Annotated in this window: 16 protein-coding genes; 12 read left to right on the top strand and 4 right to left on the bottom strand. The window is 52.4% G+C overall.

Annotated features, from left to right (window positions below; all coding sequences use genetic code 11):
• Position 1: 1 nt before the first annotated feature.
• A complete protein-coding gene (locus LQZ21_RS08670) occupies positions 2–1,309 on the top strand; it encodes a hemolysin family protein (protein ID WP_411043888.1) in 1,308 nt (435 codons plus the stop codon).
• A gap of 327 nt (positions 1,310–1,636) precedes the next feature.
• Here the strand turns inward: LQZ21_RS08670 and LQZ21_RS08665 are convergent, their stop codons facing one another.
• Positions 1,637–2,896, bottom strand: coding sequence for a helix-turn-helix transcriptional regulator (locus tag LQZ21_RS08665; RefSeq protein WP_411043887.1), 1,260 nt, complete (start codon positions 2,894–2,896; stop codon positions 1,637–1,639).
• A gap of 146 nt (positions 2,897–3,042) precedes the next feature.
• Between LQZ21_RS08665 and ilvD the strand changes: the two genes are divergently transcribed.
• The 11 genes from ilvD to LQZ21_RS08610 all read left to right on the top strand — a co-directional run bounded on the left by ilvD (position 3,043) and on the right by LQZ21_RS08610 (position 13,688).
• Entirely contained in the window at positions 3,043–4,746 is a 1,704-nt protein-coding gene (gene ilvD / locus LQZ21_RS08660; protein WP_411043886.1) for a dihydroxy-acid dehydratase, read from the top strand.
• Between the two features lie 13 nt (positions 4,747–4,759).
• Positions 4,760–5,449, top strand: coding sequence for an RraA family protein (locus tag LQZ21_RS08655; protein WP_411043885.1), 690 nt, complete (start codon positions 4,760–4,762; stop codon positions 5,447–5,449).
• 142 nt (positions 5,450–5,591) lie between these two features.
• Complete coding sequence (locus LQZ21_RS08650; RefSeq protein WP_411043884.1) at positions 5,592–6,401, top strand: carbohydrate ABC transporter permease; 810 nt, start codon at positions 5,592–5,594, stop codon at positions 6,399–6,401.
• A 4-nt stretch (positions 6,402–6,405) separates the two neighbouring features.
• Entirely contained in the window at positions 6,406–7,275 is an 870-nt protein-coding gene (locus LQZ21_RS08645; protein ID WP_411043883.1) for a carbohydrate ABC transporter permease, read from the top strand.
• A 49-nt stretch (positions 7,276–7,324) separates the two neighbouring features.
• Positions 7,325–8,374, top strand: coding sequence for an aldo/keto reductase (locus LQZ21_RS08640; protein WP_411043882.1), 1,050 nt, complete (start codon positions 7,325–7,327; stop codon positions 8,372–8,374).
• Positions 8,374–9,372 (top strand): Gfo/Idh/MocA family protein, encoded by a 999-nt coding sequence (locus LQZ21_RS08635; RefSeq protein WP_411043881.1) that lies wholly within the window; start codon positions 8,374–8,376, stop codon positions 9,370–9,372. Before LQZ21_RS08640 ends, LQZ21_RS08635 begins: the two co-directional genes overlap by 1 nt.
• Before the next feature lie 26 nt (positions 9,373–9,398).
• Positions 9,399–9,623 carry a beta/alpha barrel domain-containing protein gene (locus tag LQZ21_RS08630; protein WP_411043880.1) on the top strand — a complete coding sequence of 75 codons (225 nt, stop codon included), beginning with the start codon at positions 9,399–9,401 and terminating at the stop codon, positions 9,621–9,623.
• Positions 9,624–9,717: 94 nt separating this feature from the next.
• A complete protein-coding gene (locus tag LQZ21_RS08625) occupies positions 9,718–11,037 on the top strand; it encodes an extracellular solute-binding protein (RefSeq protein ID WP_411043879.1) in 1,320 nt (439 codons plus the stop codon).
• A 65-nt stretch (positions 11,038–11,102) separates the two neighbouring features.
• Entirely contained in the window at positions 11,103–11,534 is a 432-nt protein-coding gene (locus tag LQZ21_RS08620) for an HIT family protein (RefSeq protein ID WP_411043878.1), read from the top strand.
• A gap of 13 nt (positions 11,535–11,547) precedes the next feature.
• Entirely contained in the window at positions 11,548–12,609 is a 1,062-nt protein-coding gene (locus LQZ21_RS08615; RefSeq protein WP_411043877.1) for a uroporphyrinogen decarboxylase family protein, read from the top strand.
• A gap of 23 nt (positions 12,610–12,632) precedes the next feature.
• Positions 12,633–13,688 carry a uroporphyrinogen decarboxylase family protein gene (locus tag LQZ21_RS08610; RefSeq protein ID WP_411043876.1) on the top strand — a complete coding sequence of 352 codons (1,056 nt, stop codon included), beginning with the start codon at positions 12,633–12,635 and terminating at the stop codon, positions 13,686–13,688.
• A 268-nt stretch (positions 13,689–13,956) separates the two neighbouring features.
• On the opposite strand, the gene LQZ21_RS08605 is transcribed toward LQZ21_RS08610, so the two are convergent.
• The 3 genes from LQZ21_RS08605 to LQZ21_RS08595 are packed head-to-tail and all read right to left on the bottom strand — an operon-like array spanning position 13,957 to position 17,060.
• A complete protein-coding gene (locus LQZ21_RS08605) occupies positions 13,957–15,180 on the bottom strand; it encodes a zinc-dependent alcohol dehydrogenase (RefSeq protein ID WP_411043875.1) in 1,224 nt (407 codons plus the stop codon).
• Positions 15,181–15,227: 47 nt separating this feature from the next.
• Positions 15,228–16,019 (bottom strand): hypothetical protein, encoded by a 792-nt coding sequence (locus tag LQZ21_RS08600; protein WP_411043874.1) that lies wholly within the window; start codon positions 16,017–16,019, stop codon positions 15,228–15,230.
• A 27-nt stretch (positions 16,020–16,046) separates the two neighbouring features.
• Positions 16,047–17,060: a transketolase family protein gene (locus tag LQZ21_RS08595; RefSeq protein ID WP_411043873.1), complete on the bottom strand. Its 1,014-nt coding sequence runs from the start codon at positions 17,058–17,060 to the stop codon at positions 16,047–16,049.
• Position 17,061 lies beyond the last annotated feature (1 nt).

The raw sequence follows: 17,061 nt of genomic DNA, 5'->3' as shown, positions 1-17,061 counted from the left end.
TATGGAGGATCCTCTGGGAACCATCCTGATTATCTTGGGATTGTTACTATTAAATGGGTTTATTGTTCTGGCGGAAACCGCCCTGATCTCTTCCCGAAAGTCCCGGCTCCGGGCAAAAGCGGAGGAGGGCAATAAAAAGTACCGCAGGGTCCTGCGGATAGCGGAAAACTCAAGCCCCTATCTTCTTTCTCTCAAAATTTGGATCTGTTTTCTGGGGATCCTTACCGGCGTTTTGGGGGGCAGGTCGATGGTTCGGCCCCTGGAAACAATTTTTGCCGCCCAAGGCTTCTCGTATCCGCTGGGGAATTTTTTTGCCGTTATTCTGGTGGTAGGGGCCGTCACCCTGGGGGCCGTAACCCTGGGCATAGGGATTCCCAAAAAGCTTGCCCTGCTGGCCCCGGAAAAAATAAGCGCCGCCGTCCTCCCCGTCATCATTTTTTTAACCGGTCTTTTAAACCCCCTGATCTTCCTCTTTTACCAAGGCTCAAAATTGCTCCGGGCCGTCTTTCGTCTTGAAAAACCCCTGGATCCGGGGATTACCGAAGATGAATTGCGGATAGCCTTGCGGGAAGGGGAAAAATCCGGCATCGTGGAACGTCAAGAGCGGACCATGGTGGAAGGGGTTTTTTACCTGGGGGACCGGCCCGTGGGAACCTTTATGACCCATAGATCGGAAATAACCTGGCTGGATATCCGTGCGGGCCCGGAAGAAGCCCGAAAGACCGCCCTGGAATTCCGGGATCAGCGTTATTTCCCCGTGGCCAAGGGAACCCTGGATGATGTGGTGGGATTGGTCTATGTCCAGGACATCTTTCTGGCCCTTCTGGAAGAACCCTGGAGGGGGCTCAAAGCCATCCTAAAGTCCCCCCGTTTTGTACCGGAAACTATGACCGCCCTCAAGGCCTTTGAGGTCTTTAAACAGGGGGATTCGGATCTTGTGTTTGTCATGGATGAATACGGCGGTTTCTCCGGGGTTCTGTCCGTCCGGGATTTAGTTGAAGAAATAGTCGGGGAACTTTCCGATTCCACCCGGGGGGGAGAGGAGATCCTCCGGCAGGATGACGGTACCTATCTGGCCGAGGGGAGTGTTAACATCGACGATATCGCCAAAGCCCTCTCCTTAAGCAGCCTCTCCGGGGATCATCAGAATTACCATACCCTGGCGGGTTTTATTTTAAGCCTCGCCGGGGAAATTCCCAAAATCGGCGCGCACTTTGACTGGAACGGCTTCCGCTTTAAAATCATCGCCATGGAAGGCAACCGCATTGATAAGGTCCTGATCCTCCCCCCAAAGGAAGATAGCCCTTAGGTCCCGGCGCCGTCCATAGGCGGACTTTATCAAGGGAATACATTTTCGCCGTTTTTAGGGCAAAGAATTGTAGAAGTTACGGATGAATCAGCCGGATGCTGACGAGTTATTAAACAGGTCTACTATCTTCATTCTTGATTCGTTGCGAAGGGTCCATACCCAAGAACCCGCTCACGCGGGGGAGCCTTGGGGCGGAACCAAGGGTATGGACCCTGAGTCAAATACCTTACGAGAACAACATACCCCGTCCGCTTGCGCGGGGTTGTTGATTTAAATTTTTTACGATGGTTTTGTACTATCGGAAAGGCTTTGAAAAAGCTGGCTCTATCAGACAGGAGCGTCTTGCCTTTTTGTAGTGGACAGATTCTGTCTGCGCATCTCACGGGGAGTAATGGCGTAACGCTGTTTGAAAACCGTATTAAAATAGTTGACGTTTTTAAAACCGCACTCAGAAGCGATTTGCTTAAGCGGCATATCGGTATTGACCAGCATGGTTATGCTGGAATTAATCCGCAGGTTGTTTATATACGAGGCGAGGGTCTGGCCCGAAAGTTTTTTAAACTGACGGCTTAGGTGTTCGGGAGTCAAATGGAGCTGCAGCGCGATGTCGGCGATTTTAAGGGGAAACGAATAGCCGGTATCCACCGCTTGTTTAACCTGGGTGAGAAGATTGGCATCTTCAAGGTATTCCAGGCTGTTTTTTAGATCGTGCAGCAAGGCGATAAGATTATTCAGCATAAGCGATGAAATCGGCAAGTCCTGTACAGACTGTCCGGTTATTTTTTTAAGAATCGAAAGGATTTTGCTCCGTCTTTCGGGTGGAACCTTTACCACAAAAGGCTCCCGGGGCGGGAGTAAAATATGGCGATCATTGGCAACAAGAAATTTGATACCATAAATATCAGCTTTATCCGTCTGGGACAAAATACTCTCGTGGACTAAGGGGGGTGGAACAAAACAGAAGGTCCCGGGGGAATATTTTACCCAGTGATCCACCATAAAATAATAGCCGGTTCCTGACGCGCAGTAATCAATCTGATATTCTTGAGCATGAAAATGCCGGGGGAACCCTTTAAAGCTCGTATCAAAATGGCGGGTGGCAAATACAATGCTGCTTTTGGTAATTATTTCGTCAAGGCGCTGTAAAAAATGCCCCAGGATATCGGCGCTTTTATCCCGTTCTTTAAGAAGACAAGCTGACGCGAGACTAATGCTGAGATCTAAAAATTCTCTTTTGAATTCGTTGAGTACGATCACATTGTCAAAATTATTCCAGGGGATTTTACCGGGGAGCCGGAAGGAAATATAAAAACAGTCAGTAGCTTCTTTCTCGCATTTCATGGTGAAATCTTCGCCGGGGAAAATAAAAAACATCTGATAATCGTGTATATCTTTCCAGTTACCGTTGTACATAACTGTTCCGGAATTTTCCTTAATAAAGAAAAAAATCCGACAGCTTTCTTCACCTGAATTACGGGTATGGGTTTCGGAGAATTTGGGTTTGAGAAGACCGCCGGAGGCGATATTGTTGACATGGGCGGCATCAAAAAGCCGGTAACAAGTCACATCTGTCAAGTTTTCAAACATCCACGCCTCATAAATATTATTTTGATAAATAACTATAAAACCACCATAGGGAATTTGCAATATATACCTCCCGAGGAATATCAATTTTTCTATACTTTTTAATATTTTTACTCTATTTTTTTGATATTTTTCGCTTTATAAAAAAAATGAGTATATCATTTCGGAAGAAGCGGCAAATAATGAAAGAACAGGAATATTTTAATCCGGTTTTACGCGGCGACAGCGGTACCCTGAAAAGGGCCTTGTATAAATCCATGGGGTTTACCGATAGGGATCTGATGCGGCCCATTATTGCCGTGGCGAATTCCTATACCAACGCCAATCCGGGACACTTTAATCTGAACCAGCTATACGAGCAGGTCAAACGGGGCATCGAAGCCGCCGGAGGAACGGCCATGGTTTTCGGCTGTACCGCCCCCTGCGACGGCATTGCCGAAGGCCACGAAGGCATGCGCTATATACTGCCCTCCCGGGACCTTATCGCGTCATCCATCGAATGTATGGTCAGGGCGCACTGTTTTGACGGCCTGGTGCTACTGGGGTCCTGCGACAAGATTGAGCCGGGTATGCTGATGGCCGCCGCCCGTCTTGATATTCCCGCGGTCTTTGTCAATGGCGGGCCCATGTACCCCGCCGAATACAAGGGTAAACATTACGACGGTAACATCATTACCGAGGCCGAGGGCTGGAAACAGCGGGGTCTCATCGATGAGGCGGAATTTACCCGAATAGAAAACATCGCCGAACCGTGCTGCGGTTCCTGCGCCATGCTCGGTACCGCCAATACCATGGCATGTCTCGCCGAAGCGATGGGCATGGCTTTGCCCGGTACGGCAATGATTCCGGCGGTGCGCGCCGCCCGGTTTCAGGCCGCGTACCATACGGGTGAAGCGGTCATGGCGCTGGTGCGCGGGGGTATCGGCGCACGGAAAATTATGACCAAAGAAGCAATAGAAAATGCTATCCGCGTTTTGCTGGGTATTGGCGGTTCAACTAACGGAATATTACACCTCCAGGCAATCTGGCATGACGCGGGATTGGGCGAGCTGCCGCTGAAAATCTTTGACGATCTGAGCAGAGAAACACCCCAGGTCGCTTCAATATATCCCGCTTCCCCCTTTGATGTGGTCGATTTTTATGAAGCCGGCGGCGTTCCCGCGGTAATGAAAGAACTGGAACCGCTCCTTCATACCGGCGCCCTGACGGTTACCGGAAAAACCGTCGCGGATAACATCAGCGCCTTCGCGTATTCGTCCCGCCGGGAACTTATCAAAACCATGGAAGCCCCCTTCTCTCAAGAAGGAGGCGTAGCGGTTCTCAGTGGAAACCTTGCTCCGGCAGGCGCTGTGGTCAAACCCGCCGCCGTTCCGTCCCATATGATGCGCTTTTCGGGCAAGGCGCAGATCTTCCACGGCGAAAACGAAGCGGTAGACGCCATTATGGCCGGAAAGGTGCGGGAGGGAACCGCCGTCGTTCTCCGTTACGAAGGCCCCAAAGGTGGACCGGGCATGCCTGAAATGTACCGGCCCATGAAGTGTCTGGAAGGAATGAATCTTTCGGAAACCTGCGCCTTGATTACCGACGGACGCTTTTCCGGTTCAAACAGGGGCTGTTTTGTAGGGCACCTTTCACCCGAAGCCTGCGAAGGCGGACCTCTGGCTCTGGTGGAAGACGGTGACATCATCACTATTGATATTCCGGAACGGATTCTTGAGATTAAGGTTGGCGAAGGGGAACTGGCAAAACGGAAAGAACGCTGGAGATGCCCTGAAAAAAATATTCCCGAAGGATATCTAAGAACCTATCAAAGAATAAGCAAATCCGCCGCTTCAGGTGCAGCGATCGAATAACAAGGAGAAAGATATGCCGGCATTCAAAGATGATGATGAGCTTTTTGCGATGATGAAAAAAAGCCTCTATTCAGCGGTGATTGGCGACATACTGGATAAAATGCACCTTTATCATCAGTTTCTGCCGCAGCGGATACAGCCCCTGCGGGATGATATGGTTATCGCAGGACGGGCCATGCCGGTTCTTGCGGCGGATTTATACGGGGAGCATGTTTCCAATAAGAATGAATTATTAAAAAAATCATTCGGCCTTATGCTTGAGGCTCTGGACGATTTGCAAAAAAACGAGGTTTATATTTGTTCGGGGTCTTCGCCGGCATACGCCCTGGTGGGAGAACTTATGTGTACCCGCATGCAGGTTCTTGGCGCCGCAGGAGCTGTGGCAAACGGTTTACACCGGGACACCAAGGGAATACTGGCCCTTGGGTTTCCGTGTTTTTCCTACGGCCGTTACGCACAGGACCAGGCGCCCCGGGGCAAGGTTCTCGATTACCGGCTTCCCATCGAAATTGAAGGGGTGGTGGTAAGGCCGGGGGATCTCGTGTTCGGCGATCTTGACGGCGTACTGGTTATACCAAAGGAAATAGAAGAAGAAGTGATCCTGCAGGCTTACGAAAAGGCAACCGGAGAGAAGACAGTGGGCAGCGCCATTAAGGCCGGCATGGGAGCGAAAGAATCTTTCGGAAAATATGGGATCCTGTAGGGGGTAAACGGGAATATCAGGCGTTAACGCATGAGGAATCCATTAAAATATTTTAAGAAGGAAGGTTTTAGTGAATATTCAATCAAAATACCGAGTAACCGGAGCACTTTTTCTGCTGCCTTCTCTTATTATCTATATCTGTGTGTTTTTGTATCCCCTGCTTCTTTGTTTTGTAAATTCCTTCGCGAAGGTAAGTATTATCCTGGGGTCCAGAACTTTTATTGGACTAAGAAATTACAGCAACCTTATTAAACGCGCCGATTTTATTCTGGCGGTCAAAGTCACGATAAAATATGTGGTTATGCTGGTACCGGCGCTAATGGTGATCGCCCTCTGGGTGGCAAATACGGTTTCCCGGATGAAGTCAAAAGCTGCGGGAATTTCCACCACCGTCATCTTCCTACCCTTCATGGTGGCCATGATCAGCGCCGGGATCATCTGGGACTGGGTTCTCGATCCAAACTTCGGCATCGTAAATACGCTTCTCCGCACCCTGGGCCTTACCCAGCCGCCGGGATGGCTGCGGGTTTCCGAAACGGCTCTCATCTCGGCTGTCATCATCTCCATCTGGATCCGCTGTCCCTTCAGCATCATGATACTTTACGGCGGCATGAAAAACGTTTCCGAGGAACTGTATGAAGCCGCCGAACTCGATGGTATCAATTCGTTCCAGCGGTTTTTCAAACTAACCCTGCCGCTCATCAACCCTCAGGTCGTGTTGGCCCTCACCCTGGACATGATTTTCGCATTCAGGGCCTTTGATCAGATTTACGCAGTGATAAACGGAGGCGCCCCGGCGCCTGCGGTAAGGACGGTAATGGTCTACCTCATCTCCAATGTGTTCACCGAAAACTATGGGATGGCTTCCGCCATAACCGTTCTGATGCTCCTCTCCTTATTTGTGATCAGTTTGTTGCAGCAGACCCTGCTCAAGCGGGTCGTGGAGTATTAATGTCATGAAAATAAACAAATATATTTGCGGTAAACTCGTCACCGGTATCCTGATGGCGTTTTTCTTTGTTTTTATCATCATTCCGTTCGCCATGATTCTCCTCACGGCTTTGAAGATGAATCCTGAAATCATTGATATGCCGAACAGGACTATTTTTCACCGTATCGTTCCGGATTCTTTTACCAATTTTAACAATATTAAAAATGTTTTTACCGGACATACGGTGGCACAGAACGGATTCCCGTTTTACCGGGCCATCTATAATTCTCTTATCGTCGTACTCATTACCCTGCTGCCAAGTCTTATCCTGGCTCTCACAGCGGCCTACAGTTTCGCGAAATTCAAATTCCCCGGAAAGGAAATCGTATACTACCTGTTCCTAGGAATGCTCATGATCCCCACTGAAATGACTTCAATTCCGCTCTTTCTCATGGTGTCAAGACTCCGTCTCATAAACACCTATCCGGGCCTCATGATACCATCCTTTATGTCCGCTTTCGGTACTTTTCTTTTACGGGCGGCCATGGAACCGATTCCCAAATTCTACATCGAAGCGGGCCGCATGGACGGCGTCGGGGAATTCTGGATATTCGGCAAGATAATCGTTCCCATGGTGAATATCCATATTGTTACCTTCATAGTCATCAAAAGCGTGTGGACCTGGAATGACTTTTTCTGGCCCCTCCTGGTGGTCACCGAAGAACGGATGCGTACCGTCACCTTGATGCTGAACCGTTTTGTTACGGACCTTATCAAATATTGGGGCGAGGTCTGCGCCGCAGTGGCGATCAGCATTGTGCCGCTTTTAATCATCTTTATCATATTTAACTCGAACATAAAAACCGGCCTAATGAATACCGGTATAAAAGGATAGAAAGGGCATAAGTATGAACTCCCAAAAATCGCAGTCAAAAGGAGAATATATGCTGCAGGAGACGGTACACAAGGGGTTATTTTTAAGCAGGATCGGTGTTGGCTGCTGGCCCTTTGGCGGCGGCGCCTACTGGGGCGCTCAGGATCAGGAAGACGTTAACGCCGTGGTACACGCCGCGATTGAGCGGGGACTCAATGTATTTGATACCGCCCGAATGTATAACGATGGCGCGAGCGAAACATCTCTCGGCAAGGCCTTGAAAGGTTACCGCGACAAAGCTTTTGTGATCAGCAAGGTGAACCCGGCCAAGGCGTACCGGGAAACCCTGCGCGAAGAGCTGGAAGCTTCCCTTAGATGCCTGGGCATGGATTATATCGATATGTATATGCTTCACTGGCCCATCAATCCCAAGGGCCTGCAGCATTTTACCAATGATCCGGCGGTCCTTGCCAATCCGCCTTCTTCGGCCGAGGCATTTGAAACCCTTTCGACATTCAAGAAAGAAGGCAAGATCCGGTACATCGGCATTAGCAATTTTGGTATTAAACAGACAACCGAAGCCGCCGCTCTTTGTCCCTGCATAGCGGCTAACGAAATGCCCTATAACATCATCTCCCGGGCCATTGAGGCGGAGCTAATCCCGTTTTGTACCAAACAAAATATCGCCATTATTACTTCCATGACGCTGCAGCAGGGCATTCTCACGGGAATATATAAAAACGCATCCGAAGTTCCGGCCCATCAGGCCCACTCCCGGCATTTTTCCATGGAAACGGGCAAGGGGAGTTCCCGGCACAATGAGGCCGGCGCCGAGGCCGAGGTCTTTGAAACGGTAGCGTTTTTAAAGGAACTGGCCCCTGACCTTGGACTTTCGGCGGCCCAGCTTTCAGTGGCCTGGGTACTTGCCAATCCGCTTGTCGCCTGCGCCCTGGTCGGTTCCAGAAACATCAAAGAACTTGATGAAAACGTAAAGGCCCTTTCGGTGAAGCTGCCCGCCGATGTGAAGGAAAAGATCGATAAGGTAAGCCGCAAGGTCCTCAATAAATTGGGAAATAACCCGGATTATTATGAAAACTCGAAGGAGAGTCGGATTTTTTAATGAAACTGTGTAACTTTGCTATTATGGGTCCCGGACGCATTGCCGAAAAATTCGCCGGCGTTTTTACCCTGGGGCTTGTCCCCGGCGCAAGACTGCTCGGCGCCGCATCAAACTCCGATCCGGAGAAAGCCCGTGTTTTTGCCGCGGCCCACCATCTTGAGCGGGTCTATAAAAATTACCCCGAACTCCTGGCCGATCCTGAAGTGGACATCGTATATATTTCAACCACCAACGAAAAACACTACGAGTGCTGTAGGCAGTGTATCGCCGCGGGGAAGCATATGCTCTGCGAAAAACCCCTGACCCCTACCGCGGCGGAAGCCCGGGATCTGGAAGCCAGGGCGAAAGCCGCCGGGGTTTTTCTTATGGAAGGACTGTGGACGCGGTTTCTGCCGGGAATACAGAAAGCCTCCGAATGGATCGAAAAAGGCCGCATCGGAGAAGTATGCGCCATGAGCCTCAGTATCTGTTCAAATCGGGACCCGAAAGAATTTGTCCGTCTCTACGATAAAGCCATGTATGGTGGAGCGCTGCGGGATTTCGGCGTGTACGGCCTCCATATGATTCGCCATTTTTTAAAGGGGAAGAGCTTGGTAAAAAACGCCGTCAGCGTGGTCCCTTCAGAAACCGGCGTTGACCTCTCGACATTTATCAGTCTCGAATATGAAGGCGGTTCTCACGCCTCGCTGCAGTGCAGCATCGGGTTCGAGGCGCAGAACAATGCGTTCATATACGGTTCAAAGGGTTACATCCGTATCGGGCCCTGGTTCATCGCGGCGATGAAAGCTGAACTTTTCACCGAGCCGTTTATCAAATCAAACGCCCCGGAAGATCAGAAGCCCTCGGAGATTTTTATCGCGCCCCTATCACCTGGTTTTGAACACGAGATCCTCCACGCCGCTCTATGCGTTGGATCGGGCTGGACCGGCAGTCCTGTTGTAACCATGGAAGATACTATCGCTGTCATTGAGTTTACCGAAAAGGTTTTGCGGGAATAATATCAGAAAATGAAAGAGAGGTTTATATGCGGGAAAAAACAATAGAACGGATCAAAGAAAGTAAAATTATCGCCATTATGCGGGGTATGGAGGAAGATCTCATCCTGCCGCTGGCGGAAGCTCTTCTTAAGGGCGGGATATCCATGATGGAGATAAACTTTAATCAGGCTAAGCCGGAAAGTTTTCAGAGTACCCGGCGGAGTATTGAGGCGGTGAATAAAAAATTCTCCTGCGGAGTGGTAAATTATTAGGGATCTATGGGGATGTATTCCCCCCTGCTGAAAATATACATGATCGATGAACATGTTATTGTTTCAGCTAATATTTTTGGAGAAGGAGCAATATATGAAAAAGGTGATTGCGATTCTATTGGTTTTGGCAGGACTAATGCCGGTCTTCGCCGGAGGGGGAGCACAGCAGGGCGCTGGGGCTGCTACCAGCACTACCGAGCCGGTTAAATTGGTTTTTTGGCACCACCAGCTTCAGGCGGTAAACAATTTTAAGGCCTTTGCCGAAATCGCCAATGAGATTTTCGTGAAGCTGGGATACCCCAATGTTACCATGACATCCGAGCAGGTTGAGTATCAGGGGTACCTGGCCAAGTATGTGTCCGCGTTTTCAAGCGGTACCGGACCGGATATGTTCATGGCCATGTCCCAGGACTTTGCCCTTGAGGGCGGCGCCAATCCGGTGGCCCTCCCCCTCCCGGTCGATGTCGCTAAAGTCTGGCAGGACGCCCTGGGCGGTATCTACAAGAATGACGGGGTGTTCAATGGCAAATACTACGGTTTTGTCGTGGCGGGCGACACCTCGATGTTCCTCTACATCAATGACGATCATTTCAGGGAAGCCGGCCTTGACCCCGTAAAGGATTTCCCGAAAACCCTGGATCAGTTCCTTGCGGTAGCCAAGAAGCTGACCAAGTACGATGCCAGCGGCAAGGTTATCCGCGCGGGCTGGCAGCCCCGGTTCGGCGGCGGTTCCTTCAACGTTGCGGCAAAGTACATGCCCATTATCCACAACTTCGGCGGCCGGGTTCTTTCCGAGGATTTAACGAAGGCCCAGGGGTATATGAACGGTCCCGACACCGTTAAAGCCTTCCAGTTCCTCCGCGATATGGTGTTTGTTGACAAGATCTGTAATGTCGAACTGGGACTGCCGGATGTGGCCTTCCAGCAGGGCCTTGCCTCCATGACCTTCCGGGAACCCTTCTATGCGGCCCAGGTCGCCACCAACAATCCCGGTCTAAAGTTCAGCGTTCATCCCTATCCCGGGGGCGTAAAAGATGTCGTTACCCTGGGCGGCGGTTCCTGGCACATGATGATCAACTCAAAATCAAAGCATGTGGATCTTCTCCTCAAACTGTACAAAGAGCTGGTCAACCCCGAATACGACGTAAGGATGCACGAACCCGATAAAACCCCGCCGGTGCTGACCCAGACCATCAGGATGGATAATCCCTACTTCGGAAAACTCCCCTACGCCAGGGCCTTGATGGATTCCCTGAACAAACCCGTAGGCCCGATCTATTACATCATTCCTGAATGGAACACCCTTGCCGAAATAATCGGTGACGCGGTGGCGGCGGTCATTGAAGGCGCGGATGTAAAGAAAACCCTGGACGACGCCGCGACCAAGATGCAGGTAATTCTGGACGAAGGCTGAGATCTTTGCTATTAATTCCGGCGGATAAATCCGCCGGAAAATACTGGTATTAACCGGAGAGTCCTATGACAACGAGTGAATCTATGAAAGATCCGAATTGCCGTTACTGTACCTGCGCCGATGATATTTCCGTCAAGGTCGCCGATCTGGAAACTTCCGTACTTCTTCTGGTCCGGGATCAGAAGTACAAGGGCCGCTGTATCCTTGCCTTGAAGGATCATAAAACCGAAGTGTTCAGGATGGGTCCCGATGAACTGGCCGCCTGGGCACGGGATCTGTCCAGGGCATCCAAGGCGCTCTGGGAAACTTTTTCGCCGGACAAGATCAACTACGCCGCCTTCGGCGATCTCTATCCCCATCTGCACATACACCTGGTACCAAAATACCGGGACGGTCCCGAATGGGGCGGGCCGTTTTTACTGGATCTTTCCAAAGACAATCTTATGTCTCCGGAGGAACTTGAAAAACGGGCGGAGCAGATCAGAAAAAACATTTGAAGGAAGACAAATTATGAACGGCAGAGAGCATTTCAGGGAAATAGTCGAAAGGCGTAGCAGCCGCTGCGGTTTTTGGCATGGGGCGCCCCACGACGACAGCAAACCAATATTGCATTCATATTTCGGCGTTAAGGATGATTTTGAGCTGGGCCTTAAACTGGGAAGCCTCTGCCGCTATGTACGGCCCGAAGAAGACTGCCACATATGGCAGCGGACGGATTACCCCATGTTTGATCCCATGAACCTGGCGGCAAACAAAGACGCCGCCCTGCAAAGTTCCGGAACGGGATACACGACCATCATACACGGAAAGGCGGTCTTTGCGGACTGCGAAGACGTGGAGGAAATCCACCAATACCACTGGCCCACCGTTGACGACTGCGACTTTACCGAGACCATCAGGGAAATAGACCGTACCGTGGAAGGGGGTCAGGCCGTATTGTGCAGTACCTGGGGCAGTATTTTCAGCAACACCTGGAATTTCTTTGGCATGGAAAACTGCCTAGTCAAAATGACGACCGACCCCGACGTGGTCAAGGCGGTGACCGGCCACCTTACGGATTTTTATCTTGCGGCTAACGAAGCGCTTTTTTCGCAGGCGGGAAAGAAGATCGATTCCATATTTATCGGGATCGACCTGGGTTCGCAGTTGGATCTTCTTATTTCCCCCCAAACCTTCGAGGAATTCCTGCTGCCCTTTATAAAAAAACTGATCGATCAGGCCAGGCGCTGGGGGCTGTACGTCACCCTGCACTCCTGCGGTTCCATTTACCGGGTTATTCCCCAGCTTATCGAAGCGGGCGTTGAGGTACTGCACCCCATACAGCCCCTGGCAAGAAACATGGACGCCGCGGGGCTGGCGGAAAAATACTACGGCAAGGTCGTTTTTATGGGCGGCATCGACACCCAGCAGATTTTGCCCTTTGCGACGCCCGACGAGGTGAAGGCCGAAATCCGGCGGGTAAAAAAACTGCTGGGTCCCAACTACATCGTCTGCGCCGGCCACGAAACTCTGCTTCCCAATGTTCCGCCGGAAAATGTGGCCGCCATGATGGAAGCCGCGCTGGAAGTATAGATAGACAAAAAGGAAAAACAACAATGAACAGTCTTGAACGTTTCTACGCAACCATTGAACGGCGGCCGGTAGACCGTCCCGCGGCCTGGCTGGGGATTCCCAGCCCCCAAGCGCAGCTGGGCCTCTTTGCCGAATACGGGGTTGACAATCTTCATGATCTCAAACTGGCGGTGGGGGACGATATTTATTCCGTGGCCATTCCCTACCGTTCCGAATATTCAGCTTCCATCAGCTCCGCCTTTGACTGGTATCTGGACGGCAAGGCGCGTATTGCCAACCGAACCCTCACCGCCGACGGCTGTTTCAAGGACTGCGAAACAGCGGAGGATCTGGCCTTCTTCACGTGGCCCGAGCCGGAAAAATACATCGACCCGGAGGAATGCCGCCGCCTTGTGGAGCAGGTTCCGGAGGACAAAGCGGTTCTTGGCGTTTTCTGGTCAACCCATTTTCAGAATACCTGCGCTTCCTTCGGCATGGAAACCGCCCTGATGAATATGATTTCCAACCCGGAACTTGTGGAGGCGGTGGACAGGAAAATTGTGGATTTTTTTCTCAGGGCTAACGAGGTTTTCTATAAGGCGGTCTGCGGCGCAGCAGTCAAGGGCAAGCGCCTCCACGCCGTCCTCATAGGCGACGACGTGGGAACCCAACGCGGGCTTTTGGTCTCCCCCGACCTGATACGCCGCTTTGTCATTCCCGGCTGCCGCGTCCTGGTGGAACAGGCCCATAGTTACGGCGTCAAGGTTATCTACCATTCCTGCGGTTCCGTGGCGGACGTCATTCCCGACATGATCGAAGCCGGGGTGGATGCGATTCATCCGATTCAGGCGCTGGCGGCCAATATGGAACCGGAGCGTTTACGTTCCCGGTTCGGGGACAGGGTTTCCTTCTGCGGCGGGGTTGATACCCAGAAGCTCCTGGTTCAGGGTACGTCGGAGGATGTGAAGAACAGGGTACGGGAACTGCGAAAAATGTTTCCCACGGGTCTTATCTTCTCCCCCAGCCATGAAGCTATTCAGGATGATGTACCGGCCAAAAACATCCGCGCCCTCTTTGAGGAGGCGGGGAGGATTTACTAAGTTTCTGTTATGCCTCTACCGTAAGACCCTCCCGGGCTGAACGGTGCGCAAAGGCCATTTTCAGGGCGGGGATGGATTTTCCCCTCCGGCGGGCGTTTAAGCCGTTTTCTTGTATCAACTCGTCCATCAGACCATGAAGGGAAACAATAACGTTCGGTAATACCGGGACGAAAGAATCGGAAGGAAGCGATAGCGTATGACAAAGAGAAGTCCCCGAAACACTCCTCTATTGAACGGACATTCGGAAAGATAAAAGAGAACCGGCGGCTTACGGGACGCTCCCCCCGGGGCAGTCCAGCACGATCTTCACCAGTTCCGGCGGGTTTTGGAGCATGAGCCTGAAGGCGTCCTTATACTTTTCCAGGGGGAAACGGTGGGTGATAAAACCGTCGATCTTATACCGGCCTTCCCGGATAAGTTCCTGGACCACATCGAAGGTGTACATTTTTGCCCCCTTCCAGTCCTCCATACCGTGGGCGTCGATGCCGATGAGCCGTATTTCCTGCCACCAGATCGGGGTTTCGTCAAAGGAAACCCCCCGCATATGGTGGCCTATTTTGACCAGGGTTCCCCGGGCGCGGAGGAACCGGAGGCAGGCCGTATTGGACCAGTCCCCCCCGACGCAGTCATAGGCCAGGTCGAAGCCCCCCAAAAGCATGGTATTACCCCCGAAACCCCGGTATAGCTTGGCCCCGGTGGCCTTGGCCACCGCCTCGTAGGGCGGCCCCGAAAGGATATGATCCGCCCCCAAGCGCAGGGCAAATTCCTGTTTCTCCTTGATCCGCTCCATCACCCAGATCTCACATTGGGGCTGGATGATCTTGAGGCACTGTACCACCCCAAGCCCTATGGTACCGCAGCCCAAAACCAGGACCTTGTCCCCCGCCGCCGGGGGCGCCATAAGCACCGAATGGAGGGAAACCGCTGTGGGTTCCACCATCACCGCCTGGTCGTCGCTCAGATCGTCGTGAATTTTACTAAGCTGCTGCTCCGGGGCAAGGTAGTAGTCCCCGAACCCCGCCCCGGTATCGGGGAGCTTGAGGGGGGAGGGTTCCCCGTAGTTTTCACAGAGACAGTAATTCCCCTCCGCGCAGAACCGGCAGGGTTCCGGAATGCCCTTGTTGCCGCAGCAGGACATATACTCCCGCAGGGTCACCCGGTCGCCTTTTTGGTATTTGGTAACGCCGGAGCCGATTTCCTCCACAATACCCACGGTTTCGTGGCCCAGGTAGGTCCGCACCGAACCGGGCAGGGGTTCCAGGGCGCAGTCAATACCGGTGGTGGCCTTAAAAAAACTCAGGTCCGTCCCGCAGACCCCGGTGGCGATATTGCGGATCCGCAGCCACTGAGGCCCCGGCAGGGGCGGGTCCGGCAGGGTCCGGTCGTATTTGACGGGGTTAAGGCCGGTAAAAAGCAGGGCGGGCATATATTTTGCCGCGAACTTGGTGAAAAGCACCTTGGGAATGTTTTTTTCAAAATAAATGGTCTTCATAATCCGTCCCTTAGCCGGCCGGCATGAATGGTTAACCTGCCGGCTCCTTAGGTTAACATGCCCTGGAGGATCGCCATAAAGTCGTTAAGGTACATGGCGTATTCCGGGGAACCCACAATTTCCACATACCCCTGTTCCACCCCGGGAACAAAACCCACATCCTTGAGCAGGACCTTCATGGCCCCGTCGATGCTGAAAAAGTGGAACAGCACAAAGGGGGTGCGCCGGGTGTAGATCCCATGGCCGGACTTCGATTTTCCCGCCTTAACCCGGAGGTAACAGGCAACGGCGGGTTCCCCTTTTTCCGAGTCCACGATGAACTGGTAGATCCGGTCGGGCTGACGGCGGCACCATTCGGCCATGTCGGGATCCCCCAGCTTGTTGTAGGTCGACAGGGCCCGGGTTATCATGTAGAGGCTCATCTTGACCTTAAGGGCCTTTTTTTCCGGGTCCTTGGGGCGCTGGGAGGGCATCATGAGCATCAGGGACATGAGAAGGGAGAAGACCTTGAGGAGCAGGCCGAGTTTGGTGAACCCCTTGATAGCCGGCAGGGCGGCGCCCCCCCGGAACATGGTGTTCATCTTCGCCACCGTGGGAAAACTCAAGGTGATGTCCGGCGAAGGGGCCGGCCCCTGGGTAATCGTCAGTTTACCCCGATCAAAGGTCAGGGTACAGGCGAGTAAATCCCCGTCGTTTTTCGCGCAGATCTGGACGGTTCCTTGTACCTCGCGGAAACGGGCCTTCATTTTAGGGTCGTCGTCAAGGACAACCTGCATAACCGGAAAAGCGGCGTTAAAAAACAACTGCGCCGTCATTAGTTCCTGGGGTGTAGCAGACAAAATATTCCTCCCCTTGTTCTTTACGGACTACTCGTCGTTCCAGTCCTCGTCGGCTTCAAATTCCATACCCAGCATTTCCCGTACCTTTTCAACGATACCGTTACTGTCCAGGCCGTAGTGGGCATACAGATCCTCCGCGTAACCGATGGTGGCAAATTCATCCTGAAGGCCGTGTTTTTTGAATACACAGCCCTTCCCGGATTCGGCGATGACCCCGCCCACGGCATCTCCCAGGCCGCCCATCACATTGTGCTCTTCCACCACCAGGATCCGCCGGGTGTCGGTTACGGCCTTGATAATGGCCTCCCGATCCAGGGGCTTGATGGTGTGCATATTGATTACCCGGACGGAGAGCTTGTCCTGTTCCTGGAGGGTTTTTGCCGCCTGGATCGCCTGGAGTACCGGAACGCCGCAGCAAATTATGGTGAGGTCCGTGCCCTCCCGCATCACCGTCGCCTTGCCTATGGTAAAGGGGTAATCTTCGTTTTCGTAGCAGGGGGGCTCAAAACCCCGGCCGATACGGATATACACCGGCCCGGGTATATCCAGGCACCCCCGGACCGCCCGGCTGGTCTCGATGCCGTCGGCGGGACAGATCACGGTCATGTTGGCGATGGATCGCATCACCGCAAAATCCTCGGTACAATGGTGGGTGGTTCCGGCATGGCCGAAGGAAATACCCCCGTGGGTGGCGATGATCTTTACCGGAAGGTTCTGGTAGGCGATATCGGTACGGACCTGTTCCCCTGCCCGGAGACAGGCAAAAATCGCCATGGTTGAGGCAAAGGGGATAAGTCCCGCTTTGGCCAAGCCCGCGGCGATGCCGAACATATTCTGCTCGGCGATACCCACGTTAAAGAACCGGTCCGGAAAGGCCTTGGCAAAATGTACGATGGCGGTGGTTTGGGTCAGATCCGCACTCAGTCCCACGATACGATCGTTATATTTACCCATCTCCGCAAGGGTCCGGCCGTAAATTTCCCGGGCCGTCATGGTCGCCGAATCATAACAGTTCCAGGTGGTTCCGGTAACTACCGCCATG

The sequence above is a fragment of the Treponema sp. TIM-1 genome (genome assembly GCF_046533115.1).
GTDB lineage: Bacteria > Spirochaetota > Spirochaetia > Treponematales > Breznakiellaceae > JAIRMO01.
Note: the sequence above shows the minus strand (reverse complement) of the source record. Positions and strands in the feature narration are given on the sequence as shown.

Bases quoted from the DNA above. Each gene is read 5' to 3' on its own strand.
- LQZ21_RS08645 (WP_411043883.1), top strand. From the start codon at position 6,406: ATGAAAATAAACAAATATATTTGCGGTAAACTCGTCACCGGTATCCTG.
- LQZ21_RS08665 (WP_411043887.1), bottom strand. From the start codon at position 2,896: ATGTTTGAAAACTTGACAGATGTGACTTGTTACCGGCTTTTTGATGCC.
- LQZ21_RS08620 (WP_411043878.1), top strand. From the start codon at position 11,103: ATGACAACGAGTGAATCTATGAAAGATCCGAATTGCCGTTACTGTACC.
- LQZ21_RS08640 (WP_411043882.1), top strand. From the start codon at position 7,325: ATGCTGCAGGAGACGGTACACAAGGGGTTATTTTTAAGCAGGATCGGT.
- LQZ21_RS08625 (WP_411043879.1), top strand. From the start codon at position 9,718: ATGAAAAAGGTGATTGCGATTCTATTGGTTTTGGCAGGACTAATGCCG.
- LQZ21_RS08670 (WP_411043888.1), top strand. From the start codon at position 2: ATGGAGGATCCTCTGGGAACCATCCTGATTATCTTGGGATTGTTACTA.
- LQZ21_RS08615 (WP_411043877.1), top strand. From the start codon at position 11,548: ATGAACGGCAGAGAGCATTTCAGGGAAATAGTCGAAAGGCGTAGCAGC.
- ilvD (WP_411043886.1), top strand. From the start codon at position 3,043: ATGAGTATATCATTTCGGAAGAAGCGGCAAATAATGAAAGAACAGGAA.
- LQZ21_RS08655 (WP_411043885.1), top strand. From the start codon at position 4,760: ATGCCGGCATTCAAAGATGATGATGAGCTTTTTGCGATGATGAAAAAA.
- LQZ21_RS08610 (WP_411043876.1), top strand. From the start codon at position 12,633: ATGAACAGTCTTGAACGTTTCTACGCAACCATTGAACGGCGGCCGGTA.
- LQZ21_RS08630 (WP_411043880.1), top strand. From the start codon at position 9,399: ATGCGGGAAAAAACAATAGAACGGATCAAAGAAAGTAAAATTATCGCC.
- LQZ21_RS08595 (WP_411043873.1), bottom strand. From the start codon at position 17,060: ATGGCGGTAGTTACCGGAACCACCTGGAACTGTTATGATTCGGCGACC.
- LQZ21_RS08605 (WP_411043875.1), bottom strand. From the start codon at position 15,180: ATGAAGACCATTTATTTTGAAAAAAACATTCCCAAGGTGCTTTTCACC.
- LQZ21_RS08635 (WP_411043881.1), top strand. From the start codon at position 8,374: ATGAAACTGTGTAACTTTGCTATTATGGGTCCCGGACGCATTGCCGAA.